This window comes from Streptomyces sp. TRM70350, assembly GCF_019219825.1.
In the GTDB taxonomy this organism is placed as follows: Bacteria; Actinomycetota; Actinomycetes; order Streptomycetales; family Streptomycetaceae; genus Streptomyces.
Map to the genome: position 1 here is coordinate 154,337 of NZ_JAHUXH010000004.1, position 21,297 is coordinate 175,633.

Sequence of the window (21,297 nt, forward strand, 5' to 3'; positions counted from 1 at the left end):
ATGCGTCGTGCTGCCGTTGCCATCGCCGCCGGTGCGATGGCCGTCTCGCTCGCCGCCTGTGGCAGCGCTGAGGAAGCGGGCGGCGACAACGCCGCCACCGGCTCCCCCGCCAAGGGCGACAACATCAAGGTCGGCCTGCTCCTTCCGGAGAACAAGACCGCGCGTTACGAGAAGTTCGACCGGCCGCTGATCGAGAAGAAGATCAAGGAGCTGACGAACAACAAGGCGGAGATCCAGTACAACAACGCCCGCCAGGACGCCAACCTGCAGGCGCAGCAGGTCGACACGATGATCACCAACAAGGTGGACGTGCTGATCCTGGACGCCGTGGACGCCAAGGCGATCAAGAACTCCGTGCAGAAGGCCGCGGACGCCGGCATCAAGGTCGTCGCCTACGACCGCCTGGCCGAGGGCCCGATCAGCGCCTACACCTCGTTCGACAACGAGGAGGTCGGCCGGACCCAGGGTGAGGCCCTGCTGAAGGCCCTGGGCGACAAGGCCAAGGACAGCCAGATCGTCATGATGAACGGCTCGGTCACCGACCCGAACGCCGCCCAGTTCAAGAAGGGCGCGCACTCCGTCCTCGACGGCAAGGTGAAGATCGGCCGCGAGTTCGACACCAAGGAGTGGTCGCCGGACAACGCCAACGCCAACATGGAGTCGGCGATCTCGGCGCTCGGCAAGGACAACATCGACGGCGTGTACTCCGCCAACGACGGCATGGCGGGCGGCATCATCACCGCCCTGAAGGCCGCCGGCATCGCCGACATCCCGGTCACCGGCCAGGACGCCGAGCTCGCCGCCGTGCAGCGCATCATCACCGACCAGCAGTACATGAGCGTCTACAAGTCCTACCCGCAGGAGGCCGAGGTCGCCGCCGAGATGGCGGTCGCCCTGGCCAAGGGTGAGGACCTGAGCGCCATCGCCAAGGACAAGGTCTCCAGCGCCAGCGCCAAGGACGTCCCGTCGGTCCTGGTCCCGGTCGTCTCCCTGACGAAGGACAACATCAACGACACCGTGATCAAGGACGGCATCTACACCGCCGACGAGATCTGCACCGGCAGCTACAAGTCGGCCTGCGACAAGCTCGGCATCGGCGCCTGAGACGGCCTCAGTCGCGCTCACCGTACGGGAACCCGTCACTGAGTTCCCGTACGGACGGCCGTACCCGAAGGCTCCGCCGGCGCCCCGCGTCACACAGCCCCGCAAGCTCGTCCCGGGGCGCCGGACGGAACATCCCCGCGGGTATCCCCCGCCCCCCACGCGGGTATCCCCCGCCCACCCACGCGGGGGTTCCCCGCCCACCCACCCAGCCTTTCTGCACAACCTCCCGCCGGGTCAGGCGGCGAAGGAGATGGTTCACGTGTCCGCTACGCCCGTGCTGGCGTTGCGCGGGGTCTCCAAGCGGTTCGGTGCCGTTCAGGCACTCACCGACGTAGAGCTTGAGATCCACGCCGGTGAGGTGGTCGCCCTGGTCGGCGACAACGGCGCCGGAAAGTCCACGCTGGTCAAGACGATCGCCGGCGTGCACCCCATCGATGAGGGCGTCATCGAATGGGAAGGCAAGGCCGTATCGATCAACAGGCCGCACGACGCCCAGGCCCTGGGCATCGCGACCGTCTACCAGGACCTCGCGCTGTGCGACAACATCGACGTCGTCGGAAACCTGTTCCTCGGCCGTGAGCTGAGGAAGTGGGGCGTCCTCGACGAGGTCGAGATGGAGCGCCGCTCGCGCGAGCTGCTGCAGACGCTGTCGATCCGCATCCCCAGCGTGCGCATCCCGATCGCCTCGCTCTCCGGCGGTCAGCGCCAGACCGTGGCCATCGCGCGCTCGATGCTCGGCGAGCCCAAGCTCGTCATCCTCGACGAGCCGACCGCCGCCCTCGGCGTCGAGCAGACCGCCCAGGTCCTCGACCTGGTGGAGCGGCTGCGCGAGCGCAACCACGCGGTCATTCTCATCAGCCACAACATGGCCGACGTCAAGGCCGTCGCCGACAAGGTGGCGGTGCTGCGCCTCGGCCGCAACAACGGCGTCTTCGAGGTCAAGACGACCTCGCAGGAGGAGATCATCTCCGCCATCACCGGCGCCACCGACAACGCCGTGACCCGCCGTGCGGCGCGCACGACCGGGGAGGTTTCCAAGTGAGCATCGACAAGACCTCCACGCCCGCGGCGGACGAACACGCCGTCGAGAACCCCGAGGCGGCCGCCGCCGCGGTGACCGCCGTCGACCCCCGGCTGCTGGTGCGCGAGCAGGGCCTCGCGGGCTACCTCGGTGAGTTCAAGCGCAAGATGAAGGCGGGTGAGCTGGGCTCCATCCCGGTCGTCATCGGCCTGATCGTCATCTGCGTCGTCTTCCAGAGCCTGAACTCCGCGTTCCTGTCCGCCCAGAACATCAGCGACATCACCGTCACGATGGTCGGTACGGGCATGATCTCGGTCGGCATCGTCTTCGTGCTGCTGCTCGGCGAGATCGACCTGTCCGTCGGCTCCGTCAGCGGCGCGTCCAGCGCGATCGCGGCCGTGCTCGCGGTGAACCAGGGCTGGCCCGAGTGGGTGGCGGTGCTCTTCGCCGTCGGCGCGGGCGCCCTCATCGGCGCGGCGCACGGCTTCTTCTTCGCCGTCCTCGGCGCCCCGGCGTTCGCCGTCACGCTGGCCGGTCTGCTGTTCTGGCTTGGCTTCATGCTCCAGACGCTGGGCGAGAACGGCACGATCAACCTCGACAGCGACGGGTTCATCGGCAAGCTGACGACGTACTTCTTCACGGACATCGCCGCCGCGTACGGCCTGGCGGCCGTGGTGACCACGGTCTTCTTCATCACCTCCTTCCTCGGCAACCGGCGTCGCGAGGCGGCGGGCGTTCCGTCGCGGCCGCTGAGCGACACGCTGCTGCGGACGGGGCTGCTCGCGGTGATCTCCTTCGCCGCGGCGTTCATGTACAACCAGTACAAGGGTCTGCCGCTGGCGACCGTCATCTTCCTGGTGTTCCTGGTGGGCACGGACTTCGTGCTGCGCCGGACCTCGTACGGCCGCAAGGTCTTCGCGCTCGGCGGCAGTGTCGAGGCGTCGCGGCGTGCGGGTATCAACGTCACGGCGGTACGGATCTCCGTGTTCGCGATCTCCGGTGGGTTCGCGGCGATCGGTGGTCTGTTCCTGGCGTCGAAGATCGCGTCCGCGAACCAGAGTGCGGGCACGGGTGACCTGCTGATGAACGCGATCGCGGCGGCGGTGATCGGTGGTACGTCGCTGTTCGGTGGGCGGGGGCGTACATGGAACGCGCTGCTCGGTGTGCTGGTGATCGTCTCGATCCAGTACGGGCTTCAGCTGGAGTCCATCGCCGAGCCGGTGAAGTACATGATCACCGCGGGTGTGCTGTTGACCACGGTGGTCATCGACTCGATCACCCGCAAGACCCAGAAGACGGCGGGTCGAGCGTAGGGGCCGCGCCCCTGCAGGGCGTTGTCGTGCCCGGTGCCTCATGGGTGCCGGGCACCGTCGTGTCGTAGGTTGGCGGAACATTAGACTCGACGAGCCCGGCAACAGCTCGAACAGCTCTACTGCAAGGAGGCACGGGTGCCGCTGCTGACCCGCATCAGGGGACCGCGCGATCTGGACCGGCTCAGCCTGGAAGAGCTGGACCAGCTGGCGGAGGAGATCCGGACCTTCCTCGTCGAGGCCGTCTCCAAGACCGGCGGCCACCTCGGCCCCAACCTCGGGGTGGTCGAGCTGACCATCGCCCTGCACCGGGTGTTCGACTCGCCGAAGGACAAGGTGCTGTGGGACACCGGCCACCAGGCCTACGTCCACAAGCTGCTCACCGGCCGTCAGGACTTCTCCCGGCTGAAGATGAAGGGCGGCCTGTCCGGCTACCCCTCGCAGGCCGAGTCCGAGCACGACGTCATCGAGAACAGCCACGCCTCCACCGTCCTCGGCTGGGCCGACGGCCTCGCGAAAGCCAACCAGCTGCGCCAACGCGACGACCACGTGGTCGCCGTGATCGGTGACGGCGCGCTCACCGGCGGTATGGCCTGGGAGGCGCTGAACAACATCGCCGACGCCAAGGACCGCCCGCTCGTCATCGTCGTCAACGACAACGAGCGGTCGTACGCGCCGACCATCGGCGGTCTCGCCAACCACCTCGCGACGCTGCGGACGACCGACGGCTACGAGCGGTTCCTCGCCCGCACCAAGGAGGTCCTGGAGCGCACCCCGGTCGTCGGCCGACCGCTGTACGACACCCTGCACGGCGCCAAGAAGGGGCTGAAGGACTTCATCGCGCCGCAGGGCATGTTCGAGGACCTCGGCCTGAAGTACGTCGGCCCGATCGACGGCCACGACATCGAGGCGCTGGAGTCCGCGCTGGCCCGCGCCAAGCGGTTCGGCGGCCCGGTGATCGTGCACTGCCTCACCGAGAAGGGCCGCGGCTACCAGCCCGCCCTCCAGGACGAGGCCGACCGCTTCCACGCCGTCGGCAAGATCCACCCCGACACGGGCCTGCCGATCGCCTCCTCCGGCGCCGACTGGACCTCCGTCTTCGGCGACGAGATGGTCAAGCTCGGCAAGGAGCGCGAGGACATCGTCGCCATCACCGCCGCGATGCTCCAGCCGGTCGGCCTGGACCGGTTCGCCAAGATCTTCCCGGAGCGGGTGTACGACGTCGGCATCGCCGAGCAGCACGGCGCCGTCTCCGCGGCGGGCCTGGCCACCGGCGGACTGCACCCCGTCTTCGCCGTGTACGCCACCTTCCTCAACCGCGCTTTCGACCAGGTCCTGATGGACGTCGCCCTGCACAAGTGCGGCGTCACCTTCGTGCTGGACCGGGCCGGCATCACCGGCACCGACGGCGCCTCCCACAACGGCATGTGGGACATGTCGATCCTTCAGGTCGTCCCGGGCCTCCGGCTCGCCGCCCCGCGTGACGCCGAGCAGGTGCGCGCCCAGCTGCGCGAGGCCGTCGACGTCGACGACGCGCCGACCGTGGTGCGCTTCTCCAAGGGCGCCGTCGGTCCCGCCGTACCCGCCGTGGGCCGGATCGGCGGCATGGACGTGCTGCGCGAGCCCGGCACCACCACCCCGGACGTGCTGCTCGTCTCGGTGGGCGCCCTCGCGCCGATGTGCCTGGAGATCGCCTCCCTCCTCGACAAGCAGGGCATCTCCACCACCGTCGTCGACCCGCGCTGGGTCAAGCCCGTCGACGAGGCCATGGCCCCGCTCGCCGAGCGGCACCGCGTGGTCGTCACCGTCGAGGACAACTCCCGCGTCGGCGGCGTCGGATCGACCATCGCCCAGGCCCTGCGGGACGCGGGCGTCGACGTACCGCTGCGCGACTTCGGCATCCCGCCGCGCTTCCTCGACCACGCCTCCCGCGCGGAGGTCATGGCGGAGATCGGGCTGACCGCCCCGGACATCGCCCGCCAGGTCACCGGCCTGGTCTCCCGGCTCGACGGGCGGTACGAGCGGACCGCCGCCGACGAGATCGAGGCCGCGCGCGACTGACTCCCGCACGGGACCGAAGGCCTCTGAATGGGCCGGTTCCACCACTGCGAAGGGTGGTGGAACCGGCCCGTTCGCGTGAGACGGCTCGCGTCGGGGCATACGCACTACGCCCCCTCTCGATCATGTCGAGGACGACAAGCGTGGGAGGTACGCCGTGAGCAGTACCCTTTTCCGGACGAAGAAGGTCGAGCAGTCCATCCTCGACACCGAGGAGCCAGAGCACGCGCTCAAGAAATCCCTGTCCGCCCTGGACCTGACGGTCTTCGGCGTCGGTGTGATCATCGGCACCGGTATCTTCGTCCTCACCGGCGCGGTCGCGAGGAACAACGCCGGACCGGCCGTCGCGCTGGCCTTCGTCGTGGCCGGCGTCGTCTGCGCCCTCGCCGCGCTCTGCTACGCCGAGTTCGCCTCCACCGTCCCGGTGGCCGGCTCCGCGTACACCTTCTCGTACGCGTCCCTGGGTGAACTGCCCGCCTGGATCATCGGCTGGGACCTCGTCCTGGAGTTCGCGCTCGGCACGGCGGTGGTCGCCGTCGGCTGGTCGGGCTACGTCGCCTCGCTGATGGCGAACGCGGGCTGGCACATGCCCGAGGCGCTCGGCACCCGGGAGGGTGCCGACGGTTTCGGATTCGACATCCTCGCCGCCGCCCTGGTGTTGGTGCTCACCGGCATCCTCGTACTCGGTATGAAGGTTTCCGCGCGGGTCACCTCCATCGTGGTCGCCGTCAAGGTGACCGTCGTCCTCGTCGTGATCATCGCCGGTTCCTTCTTCATCACGGGCAGCAACTACGACCCGTTCATCCCCGAGCCGCAGCCCGTGGAGGCGGGCCAGACGCTGGACTCGCCGCTCATCCAGCTGATGTTCGGCTGGGCGCCGTCCAACTTCGGTGTGATGGGCATCTTCACCGCCGCCTCGGTGGTCTTCTTCGCCTTCATCGGCTTCGACATCGTCGCCACCGCCGCCGAGGAGACCAGGAACCCGCAGCGCGACATGCCCCGCGGCATCCTCGGCTCCCTGTTCATCTGCACCGCGCTGTACGTGGCGGTGTCGATCGTCGTCACCGGGATGCAGCACTACAGCGAGCTGTCCGTGGACGCCCCGCTCGCCGACGCGTTCAAGGCCACCGGACACCCCTGGTACGCGGGCTTCATCAGCTTCGGTGCCGCCGTCGGCCTGACCACGGTCTGCATGATCCTCCTCCTCGGCCAGACCCGTGTCTTCTTCGCGATGAGCCGCGACGGCCTGCTGCCGCGCTTCTTCTCCCGTGTCCACCCGCGGTTCAAGACCCCGCACCGGCCGACGATCCTGCTCGGCGTGCTCATCGCGATCCTCGCGGGCTTCACACCCCTTCAGGAACTCGCCGCGCTGGTGAACATCGGCACCCTGTTCGCCTTCGTGGTCGTCGCGATCAGCGTGATCATCCTCCGCAGGACCCGCCCCGACCTGCACCGCGCCTTCCGCACCCCCTGGGTGCCCGTACTCCCGATCGTGTCCGTGCTGGCCTCGCTGTGGCTGATGCTGAACCTGCCCTCCGAGACCTGGATCCGCTTCGCCATCTGGATGGCGGCCGGTGTCGTCCTCTACTTCCTGTACGGCCGCTCCCACAGCCGCCTCGCCCGCCATCGGGAGACCGCGGTCGAGGACGTCATGAAGCCCGAACGCGGCGACGAAGCGTGAGTATCCCGTTCTGAACACCCGGCCTCGTATGTCCTGTTTCAGTCAGACATGCGAGGCCGGATAGCGTACGGCCCATGCGCGCCGAGCCCCTCGCACCGCCACGCTCCGTAGCCGCACCGCGGGTGGCGCACCGCTACTGGACCCGGCTGCTGCCGCTGCTGGCCGCGCTGGCCTGCCTGACCCGCGTTCCCTCCTTCGTGCGGCCGCTGTGGAACCCCGACGAGGGCTATCTCGCCGTACAGGCCCGGATGCTGGCGCACGGCGGAGAGCTGTACGAGACGGTCGTGGACCGCAAGCCGCCGCTGGTGCCGTGGCTGTACGAGGGGGCGTTCGCGCTCGCCGGGTCCGAGTCGCTCGCGCCGGTGCGGGCGCTGGCGGTGCTCGCACAGCTGCTCACCGCCGTCCTGCTCGCCTCGTTCGCGCGGCGCAGGTGGGGCGATGGCGCGGGCCGTACCGCCGGGGTGCTGTACCTGCTGGTGTCCGTCGGGCTCAACCCGGAGGACGCGCAGGCCGCGGGCTTCGAGGTGTTCATGCTGCCCTGCACGGCCGCCGCGATGTGGTGCGCGGACCGGTGCCGGTGGGGCGCGGCGGGCGCAGCCGTCGCCGGGGCCTTCCTCGCCAAGCAGACCGGGGCGGCCGTACTGCTGCCGGTGATCTGGCTGTACGTCCGTACGGGCGGAGGCTCGCGGGGTGGGCTGCTGTGGCTCGCGGCCGGGGTCGTCGTGCCGGTGCTGTGCGCGGCCCTGGTCACCGATCCTGCGGGCTTTGTGTTCTGGACGGTGACCGGATCGAGGGCGTACGCCTCCTTCACCGGCTCCGAACTGCACGTCCTGGCCCGCGGACTGGCCAACACCGCGATCCTGGCCGTCGGGTGCTCGGGGCTGCTGCCGCCGCTGGTACGGGCGCTGCGGGTGGCCCGCACCGGGGCGGGGGAACTGTGGCTGTGGCTGGCCGCGTCCGCCGGGGCGGTGCTGGCCGGGTTCCACTTCTTCGGCCACTACTACCTGCAACTCCTGCCGCCGCTCGCCCTGTTGGCGACGGCCGCCCTGCAGATCCTGCCCCGCGACCGCCTGGTGACCGCCGTTGTCACCTCGGTCTGCTGCTGCGGCCTCTTCCTCGCCTGGGGCCTGCTCGCCCCACGCCCCGAACTGGCCCACGTCCAGCGCCTCGCGGAGGCCACCGCCCGCCGCACCGATCCCGGCGACCGTGTCCTCGTCTGGGGCATGCACCCGGAGACGTACTGGCTCGCCGACCGCACCCCCGCCAGCCGCTACCTCACCGCCGGTCTCCTCACCAACTACAGCGGCGGCCGCGACGGCCCCCAGGTCGGCGAGAAGTACGGCGTGGAGGGCGCCTGGCCGACCTTCCGCGCGGAACTCGCCGCCCACGCCCCGGCCCTGATCGTGGACGACTCCCGGGGCAGGCCGTACGCGCCGGAGCGGGTGCCGAGTCTGCGGAAGGTGCTGGTGGCGGGGTACGAGGAGGTGGGGGAGGTGGAGGGAGCGGTGTTGTACGCCCGGGTGGGGGTCGAGGGGCGGCCGTAGGGCCCCGCCCTAACGGTTCACCGTCCGTGGTCCCGCCACCTCCGCGCCCAGTGCCGTCACCCGGCGCCTGAGTTCGCGGTCGGCCGTGACGACCAGGCAGGGACGGTCACCGGCCTCGGTGACCAGCTCGACCATGCGGTCGTCGCCGCTGCCCGGTGCCGCGTCCACGCGTACGCCCGGCACGGACTCCACTGCACGGGCCGCGCCCTCCACCACGAGCACGATGTCCACGGGCCCCGCGTGACCGGGCACGCCGTCCGCCGCCAGCCGGTCGCGCAGGCGTTCGGCCGCGCCGTGCCGGTCGCGCCACCAGCCGTCGGGTACCGAGCCGACCACGTTGGCGGCGTCCACGATGACCAGGAGCGGGGCAGTCATGACACCCAGGGTCGCACGAGCCGCCGAGGGGGAACCCGGGGGGATGCCCGATTAAAGTAGGAGCGTGTCAATGGTCCCTGCGGTGAACGGCGACTGGCTGATACGAGGCCGGGACGGGCGGCTCAGTGCCTACGCCCCGAGCGGCGAGGCCATCCATTGCCGGGCCGAGCGCCGACCGGGCGGCGCCTGGCTGCCGTCCCGCAAGGCGGGCGGCGAGCAGCGGCTGCTGCCCGGTCTCGCGGTCGGTCAGGGAGCCGACGGTTACGCGCACCTGGTCGCCTGGCGGCCCACCCCGGGCGGTGAGGCGGGCCTCGTGCACTCCACGCACTTCCGCCCGCATCTGGCCCCGCTGGACTGGCTTCCGATCGGCCACCCCAACAAGAAGGGCGAGCGGACCGGGATGCCCGCCGTGGCCGTGGACGCCGAGGGGCGCGCCTACGTCTTCGTACGCAACCGCGGCAGGGGCGTGCAGACCATCAACCAGAAGGAGCGCGGCGGCTGGAACGGCTGGCACGACCTGAGGGGCTCCAGGGTGGACGAGGAACTCGTCGCCGTCACGGGGGAGTCGGGCCGGGTCGAGGTGTACGCCACCAACCCGGACGGCATCCTGCGCTGGTGCCAGCAGGAGCCCGGCGCGCGCCCGGTCGCCGCCGACCCGCTGCCGGTGCGGGTGGCGCCGGGTTCGCTGAGTGCGCTGCCCACCTCGAAGGAGTACACGACGCTGTTCTTCGCGGACCCCGAGGGCACGCTGTACGCCTGGCGTCCCGGCGGTGACCCGATCGCGCTGATCGCCGCGGCCGGACCCGGGCCGGTGGCGGTCCAGCGCTGTGTGCTGGACGGTCACGACTGCACGCTGCTCGCCCAGCGTTCGTCCTCCGGGCGGGTGGCCTTCGCGGCGTATCCGACTGAGCAGGAGTCGGCGGGCCTGTGGTGGACCGAGTCCGGGCCCCAGCTGCCGGTGGGCTCGCGGGTCGCGCTGGCGGAGGACGCCGAGGGCCGCGTCGTCGCCGCGACGGCCACACCGGACGGCCACCTGCGCCTGTCCCGACAGAAGGACGAGCCGGGGCTGGCGCTGACGGCCTGGCAGGTGGTCTGAGGGCGGCCAGTGAGCGATGATCACCCCGTACGCCCGGGATCGGACGTACTTTCGATACGAACAGGGGAGGAACGCATGCCACTGGCACGCAGATTGTTCTTGGGGGGCTTCACGGCGGGGGCGGTGACCGTCGCCGTCAGCGGGACGGAAGCGGTGGCGGTCGGCGAGTACACGGACTACACGGCTCCGGCCAACTTCCTCAGCACCTCGTCGACGGCCCACACCGTCACCATCAACCAGAAGGCGACGTCGGGTGAGGCGGTGGCACTGAACGTGACCTCGGCCAACCCGGACACCTCGGCCATGTACCTGAGTGGCAGGGAGACCGGCCGCGGAACGCTGAAGATCTCCCACAACGGGTACGCCGACGGCTCCGACGCGAACGCCTCCGCGCTGTCGATCGACCTCAAGGTCAGCGGTACCGCCTCTCAGGGCATCTACCTGACCGCGACCGACGGCCCGACCAAGGGCGCCCTGCTGGTCCTGCGGAACAACGACGGCCTGGACGACTTCGTGGTCAAGGGCACCGGCCGCACCGGCATCGGCATCGCGCGTGGCGCCACGCCGCAGTCGCAGCTGCACGTGGTGCAGTCGGCCGGCGCCCCGTCCGCCCTCCTCGCCGAGGGCGCGGTGCGGCTCGCGGACGTCGACTCGGCCCCGACCAACGCGCCCGCCTCGGCCGGCGGCGGCTCCCTGTACGCCCAGAACGGCGCCCTGTACTGGAAGGGCGGCAACGGCACCGTCACCCAGGTCGCCTCGGCGTAAAGGGCGTTGAGATGCAACTGACCCCCGAAGAACTCGTCGCCGAGTTCCACGACGCCGTCATGGAGCTGTACTTCGCCCGCAAGCGCATCGCCGCCCTGGAAGCGGAGAACGCCGAGCTGAGGGCCAGGCTGGAAGCCGCCGCACAGACCGACGCATGACAGAGGGCCTCCGCCGTGGTGGAGGCCCTCTGTCGTATCAAGTCGTATCAAGCGGTTACGCCGGGACGCTCGCGACCCCCGCCGGAAGGAACCGCTTCCCGTTCACCCGCTCGGAGACGCCCTCGCGGTCCAGGTACGGCGTGATGCCGCCCAGGTGGAAGGGCCAGCCGGCGCCGGTGATCAGGCACAGGTCGATGTCCTGCGCCTCGGCGACGACACCCTCGTCGAGCATCAGCCCGATCTCCTGCGCCACCGCGTCCAGTACCCGCGCCCGCACCTGCTCCTCGGTGAGCACGGTGTCGCCCTGCTTCAGCAGCGCGGCGACCTCCGGGTCCAGCTCGGGCTTGCCGCTGTCGTAGACGTAGAAGCCGCGCTTGCCCGCCTCGACGACCGCCTTGAGGTTCGGGGAGACCGTGAAGCGGTCCGGGAACGCCTTGTTGAGCGTCTCGGAGACGTGCAGCCCGATCGCCGGGCCGACCAGCTCCAGCAGCACCAGCGGCGACATCGGCAGGCCCAGCGGCTCGACCGCCTTCTCCGCCACGGGCACCGGCGTGCCCTCGTCGATGACGTTCTGGATCTCGCCCATGAAGCGGGTCAGGATGCGGTTCACGACGAACGCCGGGGCGTCCTTGACCAGCACCGCGGTCTTCTTCAGCTTCTTGGCCACCGCGAAGGCGGTCGCGAGCGAGGCGTCGTCGGTCTTCTCGCCGCGGACGATCTCCAGCAGCGGCAGCACCGCGACGGGGTTGAAGAAGTGGAAGCCCACGACCCGCTCGGGGTTCTTCAGCTTCGACGCCATCTCCGTCACGGAGAGGGACGAGGTGTTGGTGGCGAGGATCGCGTGCGCCGGGGCGACCGCCTCGACCTCCGCGAACACCTGCTGCTTGACACCCATCTCCTCGAACACGGCCTCGATGACGAAGTCCGCGTCCGCGAAGCCCTCGGCCTTGTCCAGGACACCGGTCACCAGCGCCTTGAGGCGGTTGGCCTTGTCCTGGTTGATCCGGCCCTTGCCGAGCAGCTTGTCGATCTCGGCGTGGACGTAGCCGACACCCTTGTCGATGCGCTCCTGGTCGATGTCCGTGAGGACGACCGGGACCTCCAGGCGGCGCAGGAAGAGCAGCGCGAGCTGAGAGGCCATCAGACCGGCGCCGACGACACCGACCTTGGTGACCGGGCGCGCCAGGTTCTTGTCCGGGGCGCCCGCCGGGCGCTTGCCGCGCTTCTGCACCAGGTTGAACGCGTAGATGCCGGCGCGCAGTTCGCCACCCATGATCAGGTCGGCGAGCGCCTTGTCCTCGGCGTCGTAACCCTGCTGGAGGTCGCCGTTCTTGGCGGCGGCGACGATGTCCAGGGCGCGGTAGGCGGCCGGGGCGGCGCCGTGCACCTTGGAGTCGGCGAAGGCGCGGCCGCGCTCGACGGCCTGGTCCCAGGCCTCACCGCGGTCGATCACCGGGCGGTCGACCTGGATCTCGCCCTTGAGGACGGACGCCGTCCAGATGAGCGACTGCTCCAGGAAGTCGGCGCCCTCGAAGAGGGCGTCGGCGATGCCCAGTTCGTAGACCTGCCGGCCCTTGAGCTGCTTGTTCTGGTTGAGGCTGTTCTCGATGATCACCGAGACGGCCTTGTCGGCGCCGATCAGGTTCGGCAGCAGGGTGCAGCCGCCCCAGCCGGGGACCAGGCCGAGGAAGACCTCGGGGAGGGAGAACGCCGGGACGGCCGCGGACACCGTGCGGTAGGTGCAGTGCAGGCCGACCTCGACGCCGCCGCCCATCGCGGCGCCGTTGTAGTACGCGAACGTCGGAACGGCGAGGCCCGCGAGGCGCTTGAAGACATCGTGGCCGCCCTTGCCGATGGCGTAGGCGTGGTCCCACTCCTTCAGCAGCTCGACACCCTTGAGGTCGGCGCCGACGGCGAAGATGAACGGCTTGCCGGTGATGCCGACGCCGACGATGTCGCCGTCCGCGGCCTCCTTCTCGACCTGGTCGAGGGCGGTGTTGAGGTTCGCCAGCGACTGCGGGCCGAAGGTGGTCGGCTTGGTGTGGTCCAGGCCGTTGTCCAGCGTGATCAGGGCGAATCGCCCGGCGCCGAACGGCAGGTCGAAGTGGCGTACGTGCGCCTGGGTGACGACCTCGTCCGGGAACAGCTCGGCCGCGCCCTTCAGGAGCTCAGCGGTGGTGCTCACTTGTTGCCTCCGTCGAAGTGCGGGTTCTCCCAGATGACCGTCGCGCCCATGCCGAAGCCGACGCACATGGTGGTCACGCCGTAGCGGACCTGAGGCTGCTCCTCGAACTGGCGGGCGAGCTGCGTCATGAGACGCACACCCGACGAGGCGAGCGGGTGACCGAACGCGATGGCGCCGCCGTACTGGTTGACGCGCGCGTCGTCGTCGGCGATGCCGTAGTGGTCGAGGAAGGCCAGGACCTGTACGGCGAAGGCCTCGTTGATCTCGAACAGACCGATGTCGGAGATGGACAGACCCGCCTTGGCGAGTGCCTTCTCGGTCGCCGGGATCGGGCCGTAGCCCATGACCTCCGGCTCGACGCCCGCGAAGGCGTAGGAGACGAGGCGCATCTTCACCGGGAGGCCGTTCTCGCGCGCGAAGTCCTCGGAGGCGATGACCGAGGCGGTGGCGCCGTCGTTCAGACCGGCCGCGTTACCGGCGGTCACCCGGCCGTGGACGCGGAACGGCGTCTTGAGGTTCGCCAGGTTCTCCAGGGTGGTCCCCGGGCGCATCGGCTCGTCGGCGGTGACCAGGCCCCAGCCCGTCTCGCCCGCCTCGGGGTTCGTACGCCGTACGGAGATCGGCACCAGGTCCTGCTGGATCTTGCCGTTGGCGTACGCCTTGGCGGCCTTCTCCTGGGAGCGCACCGCGTACTCGTCGGCGCGCAGCTTGGTGATGTGCGGGTAGCGGTCGTGCAGGTTCTCCGCGGTCATGCCCATGAACAGGGCCGACTCGTCGACCAGCTTCTCGCTGACGAACCGCGGGTTCGGGTCGACGCCCTCGCCCATCGGGTGACGGCCCATGTGCTCGACACCACCGGCGATGACGGCGTCGTACGCGCCGAAGGCGATGGACCCGGCCGTGGTGGTCACGGCGGTCATCGCGCCCGCGCACATCCGGTCGATGGAGTAGCCGGGGACCGACTGGGGGAGTCCGGCGAGAATGCCCGCCGTACGCCCGATGGTCAGGCCCTGGTCACCGATCTGCGTGGTCGCGGCGATGGCGACCTCGTCGATCTTCTTGGGGTCGAGACCGGGGTTGCGGCGCAGCAGCTCCCGGATCGCCTTCACGACAAGGTCGTCGGCGCGGGTCTCGTGGTAGATGCCCTTCGGGCCCGCCTTGCCGAACGGGGTGCGGACGCCGTCTACGAAGACGACGTCCCTGACGGTACGAGGCACGATGGCTCTCCTCCAGGGTGCGGGATGGCACTGCTGCGGTGCGCTTCGCTGAGCGCGCGCTCAGAACCCATGCTACTTGTGGGTAACGTGGCTGCCCAGTCCCCCCGGGTCGAGCGGCGAAGGTCACACCTTCGGCGGAGCCGTCGAGCCGCGCGGCGTCAGTACCGGGGTCGGCACGGGATGCGAGCCGGACCCCTCGCCGGTGATCACACCGAACAGCGTCCGGGCGACGTCCGCCCCGAACCCGTGCACGTCATGACTCATCGCGGACAACGTCGGATGCGTGAACCGGCACAGCTGCGAGTCGTCCCACGCCAGCAGCGACACGTCGTCCGGCACCTTCAGTCCCATCTCGGCGGCCACCGACAGTCCGGCCACCGCCATGATGTCGTTGTCGTAGACGAGGGCCGTCGGCCGGTCCGGCGCGGACGCGCTCAGCAGTGACCGCGTGGCCCGCGCGCCCGCGTCGCCGGAGAAGTCGGTGGCCACCTGCCAGGCCCCGGCCAGCTTCAGCGCCCGCGCCGCCTCGTCGAACGCGGCCGTGCGGATCGCCGTGTGCCCGAGGGCCGCCGCACCGCCGACCCGGGCGATCCGCCGGTGCCCGAGCGCGGCCAGATAGCGCACCGCCTCGGTGACGGCGGTGGCGTCGTCGGTCCACACGGAGGTCAGGCCCCCGGTCAGCGACGGGTGCCCTACGGCCACCACCGGCAGCCCCAGCCGCTCGGCCACGGCCACCCGGGGGTCGTCGGCCTGGAAGTCCACCAGGATCGACCCGCCGATCTGCCGCCCCTTCCACCACGACTCCAGCAGCCCGGCCTCCTCCTGGAGGTCGCGCACCAGCCGCAGCAGCAGCGAGCAGGAGTGCTCGGTCAGCACGCTCTCCACACCCGAGACGAACTCCATGTAGAACGGTTCGAGCCCCAGCATCCGCGCCGGCCGGCAGATCGCCAGCCCCACCACGTCCACCCGGGCCCCCGCCAGCGACCGCGCGGTCAGATTCGGCGCCCAGCCCAGCTCCCGGGCCGCCCGGAAGATCCGCTCCCGGGTCGCCTCCGACAGCCCCGGCTTGTGGTTGAAGGCCAGCGACACCGCTCCCTTGGACACCCCGGCGCGCGCGGCGACGTCCTTGATGGTGACGCGGGGTGCGGTCATCGCGCGGGCTCCACGCAGTACAGGGCGGCCCGGGCGGCGTCCGCGTCCGGAGCCCGCCAGCCGCTGACCCCGATGGTCACCCGCTCCCCGGGCAGCAGCGTCACCAGCCCGCGGTCGGCCCGCGCGTCCGGGTCCAGACGGTCGGCCTGCACCAGCAGATCCCGTACGAGGGTGTGGGCCGTCACCGCGATCCCGCCCGGCACGAGGTCGACGTCGAACTCCGGCCACGGGTAGGGGATCTGACGGTCCGGCGCCGGAAACCGCAGCGCCCGCAACCCTTGCGCGTCCGCCACCAGGAACTCCTTCGCCCCGACCGGCTCCAGCTCCCTCGGCACCCGCACCAGGGCCACCTTCCGCGCACCGGCCGAGAACCGCAGGCTCGCCCCGCCGAGCACCCCGCCGTCGACCGACATCCGGCGCAGCGTCACCGCACCGGCCCACTCCCGCGCCGCCTGGTTCACGACCGCCACCACCAGCCCGCCGCCCCGCTCCTGCACGGTGAGCAACCGGTCCGCGTACAGCCGCCGCAGCTCGTGGTACAGCGGTTTCTCCCGCCCGTCGCCGTCGATCGCCGCCCAGGACGTCACCGGCCAGCAGTCGTTCAGCTGCCACACGACCGTGCCCGCGCACACCGGCCAGTGCGACCGCCAGTGCTCGATCCCGGCGGCGATCGCCCGCGCCTGGTTGACCTGCGTGAGGTAGTGCCACCGGTCGAAGTCGCCCGTGGGGAAGGCGAAGTGTCGCTCCAGCCCCCGGCGCAGCTTTCCGTTGCCGTCCTCCGCCTTCTGGTGGTGCAGCATTCCGGGGGAGCCGGCGGCGAGCTCCTCACCCGGCAGCGACCGCCGCAGCGTGGCGTACGCGGGCGGCGCCTGCCAGCCGAACTCCGCGACGAACCGCGGCACCTGGAGCCGGTAGTCGGCGTAGTCGGCCCGGTTCCACACCTCCCAGGAGTGATGGGTCCCGTGCGCCGGATCGTTCGGGTGGTGCCGCCAGGATCCGGACCACGGACTCCCCGCCGCGTACGGCCGCGTCGGGTCCAGCTCGGCCACCACCCGCGGCAGCAGCCCCAGATAGTAGCCCTCGCCCCACGACTCCCCGGCGAGCCGCCGCTCCCAGTCCCAGTCCCGGAAACCCCACAGGTTCTCGTTGTTGCCGTTCCACAGCACCAGCGACGGATGCGGCATCAGCCGTACGACGTTCTCCCGGGCCTCGGCCTCCACCTCGCCCCGCAGCGGCTGCTCCTCCGGGTAGGCCGCGCACGCGAACGGGAAGTCCTGCCACACCAGCAGCCCGAGCTCGTCGCAGGCGGTGTAGAAGTCCTCGCTCTCGTAGATCCCCCCGCCCCACACCCGCACGAGGTCCACCCCGGCAGCGGCGGCCTGCCGCAACCGCTTCCGGTAACGCCCCCGCGTGATCCGCGAGGGAAACACGTCGTCCGGAATCCAGTTCACACCCCGCGCGAAGAGCCGCTCACCGTTGACGGCCAGCGTGAAACCGGTTCCGTACGCGTCCGCCGACGTGTCCAGCTCGACGCTGCGAAACCCGATCCGCCGCCGCCACACGTCAAGGGCCTCGTCCCCGTGCAGCAGCGTCAACTCGACGTCGTACAGCGCCTGCTCCCCGTACCCGCGCGGCCACCACAGCTCGGCATCCGCCACTTCCAGCCGTACGACCCCCTGCGAACCGTCGACCTCCGCCCGCGCCCGCGCCCCACCCACCCGGGCCTGCAGGACCAGCTCCGCCTCGACCCGCGTCCGCTCCACGTCGACATGCAGCTCGACCCGCCCCGTGCCCTCCTCGACCGTCACCAGCGGGCGCACCCGGGCGATCCGGGCCGTCGACCAGTGCTCCAGCCGCACCGGCCGCCAGATTCCGGCCGTCACCAGGGTGGGCCCCCAGTCCCAGCCGAAGGAGCAGGCCATCTTGCGGACGTACTGGTACGGCTCGGCGTAGGCGCCCGGCCGCTCACCCAGCCGCCCGCGCACGGCCTCGGCCTCGGTGTAGGCGGAGGCGAAACGGACGGTGAGCCGCCCATGGAGACCGGTCACGTCGAAGCGGTACGAACGGTGCATGTTCCGTACGCTGCCGAGGCGTTGCCCGTCGACCAGGATCTCGGCGGCCGTGTCGAGCCCCTCGAAGACGAGGTCGGTCTGCTCCTGCGCGGAGCCCGCGTCCAGCTCCCGCTCGTACGTCCACTCCCGCCGCCCGACCCACGCCACCTCCGCCTCGTTCCGCCCGAGAAACGGATCCGGGATCACGCCCGCGGCCAGCAGATCGGTGTGCACACAGCCGGGGACGTCGGCGGGGAGGGCGTCTCCCCCGTGCCGCAGGATCCATCCGTCGGCGAGCGGTGTGGCCTCCAGCATGCGCTCTCTCCCTAAACCGGTCTACTCCAGGTCCTCCGCAGTGCCACCAGCCTTGGCGAGATTGGGACTTTACCGGTTGAGAAAGCGCTGTCAGAGTGCCGAATCAGCCAACCCGCAGTGCTCGTCCGGTCCGGCTTTCGAGAACGGAGCTGATGCACATGAACCGCCGTACAGTCCTCGCCGCGGCGACGGCCGCCCTGCTGCTCTCCGCCTGCACCGGGACAGGGGGCACGTCCAAGGGCGCGGAGGCGAAGGCGCCCGACGACCCGTCGAAGGTGAGCGGGACCATCACGGTCCTCACCCAGCGGACCGACCTCGTGCAGAACGGCACGATGGAGAAGTACGCCGCCGAGTTCAACAAGACCCATCCCCGGGTGAAGGTCGAGTTCCAGGCCCTCACCAACTACGAGGCCGAGGTCAAGATCCGGATGAACACGGAGAACTACGGCGACGTCCTGATGATCCCCGTGGTGATCAAGAAGGACGACTACCCGACGTTCTTCGCCTCACTCGGCACCGAGGCCGAACGCAGCGAGAAGTACCGTTTCACCGACTTCACGGCCGTCGACGGCAAGGTCTACGGGCAGAGCCCGATCGGCGTGATGCCCGGCTTCGTCTACAACAAGCGGGTCTGGCGCGAGGCAGGGATCACCGACTGGCCCACGACTCCCGACGCGTTCCTCGACGGCCTCGAGGCGATCAAGGACAAGACCGACGCCGTCCCGTACTACACCAACTTCGCCGCCGGATGGCCGCTCACCTCCTGGACGTACGTCAACGGCTCGGTCCACTGCGACACCGCGGCGACCACGAAACTCGCCGAGGGCGACCCGTGGGCCGAGGGCGCCGACCTGCGCGTGGGGGACACGCTGCTGTACGAGATCGTGCGCCGGGGCCTCGCCGAGAAGGACCCGACGACCACCAACTGGGAGGAGTCCAAGCCCCGCTTGGCGAAGGGCGAGATCGCCACGCAGTGGCTCGGCACCTGGGCGATCACCCAGTTCCAGGACGCCGCCCGGCAGGCCGGGGTGAACCCCGACGACATCGGTTTCATGCCGTTCCCGGCCCAGACGGACGGCCGGTTCTGCGCCGCCCTCAGCCCGGACTACCACCAGGCCGTCAACATCCACTCCGAGCACAAGGAGGCGGCCCGCGCCTGGATCGACTGGTTCACCGACAAGTCCGGCTACGTCGAGGACAACCTGGCCATCTCCCCGCTCCAGGGCGCCCCGCTGCCCGAGGTGCTCAAGCCGTACGAGGACGCGGACGTCAAGCTCATCGAGCTGGACGACGCGGCGGGCGCGCAGGTCAAGGAGATCGACGCCCGGTCGGAGGTCGGCATCTACGCCCCCGACTACCGCCAGGACCTGGTCGACCTCGCGCGCGGCGCCCGGCAGGGCAGCCTGGACGGTTTCCTGGACGACCTCGGCGAGAAGTGGACGGCGGCGCGGGCGAACGCGGGGTCGTGATGACGGACACGACGCAGCAGGCGGCGCGGCCCACGCCGGTCGCGCCCCCGGCCCCCGTACCGGCCAAGGCCCCGCGCGGCGCACACCGGTGGCGGGGCCTGACCCCCTGGCTGTTCCTGCTCGCCCCGCTGGCGCTGCTGCTGGTCTTCACCTACGCGCCGATCGTCAACATGGTCGCCTACAGCTTCACCGACTGGGACGGCGTGAGCCCGGAACTGCACTACACGGGCGTCGGCAACTACGTCGAGATCTTCACCCGAGAGGACCTCTTCCAGGTCTTCTTCGTCTCCGGCTACTACCTCGCCGCCTCCGTCGTACAGATCGCCGCCGCGCTGTACTTCGCGACGATCCTGAGCTTCAACGTCCGCTTCCGGAACTTCTTCAAGGGCGTGCTCTTCTTCCCGTACCTGATCAACGGGGTCGCGATCGGTTTCGTCTTCCTCTACTTCTTCCAGGACGGCGGCACCCTCGACTCCGTCCTCGGCCTGTTCGGCGTCCACACGGACCACGCCTGGCTCGGCACGCCGACGTCGGCGAACACCTCTCTGGCGGCCGTGTCCGTCTGGCGCTACCTGGGCCTGAACTTCGTCCTGTTCCTGGGCGCGATCCAGTCCATCCCGTCCGAGCTGTACGAGGCGGCCGAACTGGACGGCGCCAACCGCTGGCAGCAGTTCCGCCACATCATCGCGCCCGGCATCAAACCGGTCCTGACCCTGACCGTGATCCTCTCGATCTCCGGCTCGCTGTCGGCCTTCGAGATCCCCTACATCATGACCGGCGGCGCGACCGGCACCGAGACCTTCGTGATCCAGACCGTGAAGCTGGCCTTCCAGTTCAACAAGACGGGACTCGCCTCGGCGGCGGCCGTCGTGCTGCTGCTGATCATCCTGGCGGTGACCTGGGTGCAGCGGCGGCTCGTTCCCGACGAGAGGGTGGACCTCGTATGACGCGCCGCGCGGTGGCCCGCACGCTGGTGTACCTGTCGCTGCTCGGGGCGACCGTGGTCGTCCTGCTGCCGCCGGCCGTGGTCTTCCTGACGTCGCTCAAGTCGGACGAGGAGATGGCGAACGGCGGCGGCGCCCTGACCCTCCCCGAGAACCCGCTCCACTTCGGCAACTACGTGACGGCGTTCCAGGACGGCCGGATGCTCGCGGCGTTCGGCAACACGGCCTTCATCCTGCTGTTCGCCATCGGCGGGACGGTCCTGATCGGCTCGATGACGGCGTACGCGATCGACCGCTTCACGTTCCGCTTCAAGAAGCTGGTCGTGGCGTTGTTCCTGATCGCCGCTCTGGTCCCCGGGGTGACGACCCAGGTGGCGACCTTCCAGATCGTCAACAGCTTCGGCTTGTTCGACACCCGGTGGGCGCCGATCGTGCTCTACATGGGCACGGACATCGTGTCGATCTACATCTTCCTGCAGTTCGTCCGGTCCATCCCGATCTCCCTGGACGAATCGGCCCGCCTGGACGGCGCCAACGCCTTCACCGTCTACCGCAAGATCATCTTTCCGTTGCTGAAACCGGCGATCGCCACCGTCGTGATCGTGAAGGGCATCACCGTCTACAACGACTTCTACATCCCCTTCCTCTACATGCCGTCGGAGGACCTTGGCGTGATATCGACGTCCCTGTTCCGCTTCCGCGGCCCGTTCGGAGCGCACTGGGAGACGATCTCGGCGGGCGCGGTGCTGGTGATCCTCCCGACGCTGGTCGTGTTCCTGCTGCTGCAGCGCTACATCTACAACGGCTTCATGAAAGGAGCGACCAGGTGAGGTGCGCTCAGGGGCGCGCGGA

General features: G+C 70.1%; 17 protein-coding genes. 12 read left to right on the plus strand and 5 right to left on the minus strand.

The annotated features are described in order from the left end of the window. From KWI83_RS08685 to KWI83_RS08710, 6 genes are all read left to right on the plus strand, one after another. Nucleotides 1-1,104, plus strand: a complete 1,104-nt coding sequence (locus KWI83_RS08685; RefSeq protein WP_218513891.1) for a substrate-binding domain-containing protein — start codon at nucleotides 1-3, stop codon at nucleotides 1,102-1,104. A gap of 250 nt (nucleotides 1,105-1,354) precedes the next feature. Further along, nucleotides 1,355-2,146: an ATP-binding cassette domain-containing protein gene (locus tag KWI83_RS08690; RefSeq protein WP_218513711.1), complete on the plus strand. Its 792-nt coding sequence runs from the start codon at nucleotides 1,355-1,357 to the stop codon at nucleotides 2,144-2,146. Then, nucleotides 2,143-3,438: a sugar ABC transporter permease gene (locus KWI83_RS08695; protein WP_218513712.1), complete on the plus strand. Its 1,296-nt coding sequence runs from the start codon at nucleotides 2,143-2,145 to the stop codon at nucleotides 3,436-3,438. The genes KWI83_RS08690 and KWI83_RS08695 overlap by 4 nt, the downstream gene beginning before the upstream one ends. Before the next feature lie 135 nt (nucleotides 3,439-3,573). Then, nucleotides 3,574-5,496, plus strand: a complete 1,923-nt coding sequence (gene dxs / locus KWI83_RS08700) for a 1-deoxy-D-xylulose-5-phosphate synthase (protein WP_218513713.1) — start codon at nucleotides 3,574-3,576, stop codon at nucleotides 5,494-5,496. Between the two features lie 154 nt (nucleotides 5,497-5,650). Then, a complete protein-coding gene (locus tag KWI83_RS08705; RefSeq protein WP_218513714.1) occupies nucleotides 5,651-7,174 on the plus strand; it encodes an amino acid permease in 1,524 nt (507 codons plus the stop codon). Between the two features lie 74 nt (nucleotides 7,175-7,248). Next, nucleotides 7,249-8,718 carry a glycosyltransferase family 39 protein gene (locus KWI83_RS08710; RefSeq protein WP_218513715.1) on the plus strand — a complete coding sequence of 490 codons (1,470 nt, stop codon included), beginning with the start codon at nucleotides 7,249-7,251 and terminating at the stop codon, nucleotides 8,716-8,718. Between the two features lie 9 nt (nucleotides 8,719-8,727). On the opposite strand, the gene KWI83_RS08715 is transcribed toward KWI83_RS08710, so the two are convergent. After that, the gene (locus KWI83_RS08715; protein WP_218513716.1) at nucleotides 8,728-9,093 is read right to left on the minus strand and encodes an NTP pyrophosphohydrolase; all 366 of its coding nucleotides are present in this window, start codon (nucleotides 9,091-9,093) and stop codon (nucleotides 8,728-8,730) included. Nucleotides 9,094-9,163: 70 nt separating this feature from the next. On the opposite strand from KWI83_RS08715, the gene KWI83_RS08720 reads away from it, so the two are divergent. The 3 genes from KWI83_RS08720 to KWI83_RS08730 all read left to right on the plus strand — a co-directional run bounded on the left by KWI83_RS08720 (nucleotide 9,164) and on the right by KWI83_RS08730 (nucleotide 11,112). Next, nucleotides 9,164-10,189 (plus strand): hypothetical protein, encoded by a 1,026-nt coding sequence (locus tag KWI83_RS08720; RefSeq protein WP_256362005.1) that lies wholly within the window; start codon nucleotides 9,164-9,166, stop codon nucleotides 10,187-10,189. 123 nt (nucleotides 10,190-10,312) lie between these two features. Then, entirely contained in the window at nucleotides 10,313-10,954 is a 642-nt protein-coding gene (locus KWI83_RS08725; RefSeq protein WP_308122002.1) for a hyaluronoglucosaminidase, read from the plus strand. Between the two features lie 11 nt (nucleotides 10,955-10,965). Continuing rightward, on the plus strand, nucleotides 10,966-11,112 hold the full coding sequence (locus KWI83_RS08730; RefSeq protein ID WP_218513718.1) for a hypothetical protein: 147 nt from the start codon (nucleotides 10,966-10,968) through the stop codon (nucleotides 11,110-11,112). Nucleotides 11,113-11,167: 55 nt separating this feature from the next. On the opposite strand, the gene KWI83_RS08735 is transcribed toward KWI83_RS08730, so the two are convergent. The 4 genes from KWI83_RS08735 to KWI83_RS08750 all read right to left on the minus strand — a co-directional run bounded on the left by KWI83_RS08735 (nucleotide 11,168) and on the right by KWI83_RS08750 (nucleotide 18,032). Beyond that, nucleotides 11,168-13,297 carry a 3-hydroxyacyl-CoA dehydrogenase NAD-binding domain-containing protein gene (locus KWI83_RS08735; RefSeq protein ID WP_218513719.1) on the minus strand — a complete coding sequence of 710 codons (2,130 nt, stop codon included), beginning with the start codon at nucleotides 13,295-13,297 and terminating at the stop codon, nucleotides 11,168-11,170. Then, nucleotides 13,294-14,514 carry an acetyl-CoA C-acyltransferase gene (locus KWI83_RS08740; protein WP_218513720.1) on the minus strand — a complete coding sequence of 407 codons (1,221 nt, stop codon included), beginning with the start codon at nucleotides 14,512-14,514 and terminating at the stop codon, nucleotides 13,294-13,296. Before KWI83_RS08740 ends, KWI83_RS08735 begins: the two co-directional genes overlap by 4 nt. A gap of 123 nt (nucleotides 14,515-14,637) precedes the next feature. Then, the gene (locus KWI83_RS08745) at nucleotides 14,638-15,666 is read right to left on the minus strand and encodes a LacI family DNA-binding transcriptional regulator (RefSeq protein ID WP_218513721.1); all 1,029 of its coding nucleotides are present in this window, start codon (nucleotides 15,664-15,666) and stop codon (nucleotides 14,638-14,640) included. Continuing rightward, the gene (locus tag KWI83_RS08750; RefSeq protein ID WP_218513722.1) at nucleotides 15,663-18,032 is read right to left on the minus strand and encodes a glycoside hydrolase family 2 protein; all 2,370 of its coding nucleotides are present in this window, start codon (nucleotides 18,030-18,032) and stop codon (nucleotides 15,663-15,665) included. Before KWI83_RS08750 ends, KWI83_RS08745 begins: the two co-directional genes overlap by 4 nt. A gap of 158 nt (nucleotides 18,033-18,190) precedes the next feature. Here KWI83_RS08750 and KWI83_RS08755 point away from each other — a divergent pair, with 158 nt between their 5' ends. From KWI83_RS08755 to KWI83_RS08765, 3 genes are read left to right on the plus strand one after another with little or no spacing between them, the layout of a single operon-like run. Then, the gene (locus KWI83_RS08755; protein WP_218513723.1) at nucleotides 18,191-19,501 is read left to right on the plus strand and encodes an ABC transporter substrate-binding protein; all 1,311 of its coding nucleotides are present in this window, start codon (nucleotides 18,191-18,193) and stop codon (nucleotides 19,499-19,501) included. Then, entirely contained in the window at nucleotides 19,501-20,448 is a 948-nt protein-coding gene (locus KWI83_RS08760) for a carbohydrate ABC transporter permease (protein WP_218513724.1), read from the plus strand. Before KWI83_RS08755 ends, KWI83_RS08760 begins: the two co-directional genes overlap by 1 nt. After that, the gene (locus tag KWI83_RS08765) at nucleotides 20,445-21,275 is read left to right on the plus strand and encodes a carbohydrate ABC transporter permease (protein ID WP_218513725.1); all 831 of its coding nucleotides are present in this window, start codon (nucleotides 20,445-20,447) and stop codon (nucleotides 21,273-21,275) included. Before KWI83_RS08760 ends, KWI83_RS08765 begins: the two co-directional genes overlap by 4 nt. Nucleotides 21,276-21,297: the final 22 nt, after the last annotated feature.

Bases quoted from the DNA above. Each gene is read 5' to 3' on its own strand.
- KWI83_RS08685 (WP_218513891.1), top strand. From the start codon at position 1: ATGCGTCGTGCTGCCGTTGCCATCGCCGCCGGTGCGATGGCCGTCTCG.
- KWI83_RS08690 (WP_218513711.1), top strand. From the start codon at position 1,355: ATGGTTCACGTGTCCGCTACGCCCGTGCTGGCGTTGCGCGGGGTCTCC.
- KWI83_RS08710 (WP_218513715.1), top strand. From the start codon at position 7,249: ATGCGCGCCGAGCCCCTCGCACCGCCACGCTCCGTAGCCGCACCGCGG.
- KWI83_RS08715 (WP_218513716.1), bottom strand. From the start codon at position 9,093: ATGACTGCCCCGCTCCTGGTCATCGTGGACGCCGCCAACGTGGTCGGC.
- KWI83_RS08720 (WP_256362005.1), top strand. From the start codon at position 9,164: ATGGTCCCTGCGGTGAACGGCGACTGGCTGATACGAGGCCGGGACGGG.
- KWI83_RS08730 (WP_218513718.1), top strand. From the start codon at position 10,966: ATGCAACTGACCCCCGAAGAACTCGTCGCCGAGTTCCACGACGCCGTC.
- KWI83_RS08745 (WP_218513721.1), bottom strand. From the start codon at position 15,666: ATGACCGCACCCCGCGTCACCATCAAGGACGTCGCCGCGCGCGCCGGG.
- KWI83_RS08750 (WP_218513722.1), bottom strand. From the start codon at position 18,032: ATGCTGGAGGCCACACCGCTCGCCGACGGATGGATCCTGCGGCACGGG.
- KWI83_RS08755 (WP_218513723.1), top strand. From the start codon at position 18,191: ATGAACCGCCGTACAGTCCTCGCCGCGGCGACGGCCGCCCTGCTGCTC.
- KWI83_RS08760 (WP_218513724.1), top strand. From the start codon at position 19,501: ATGACGGACACGACGCAGCAGGCGGCGCGGCCCACGCCGGTCGCGCCC.
- KWI83_RS08765 (WP_218513725.1), top strand. From the start codon at position 20,445: ATGACGCGCCGCGCGGTGGCCCGCACGCTGGTGTACCTGTCGCTGCTC.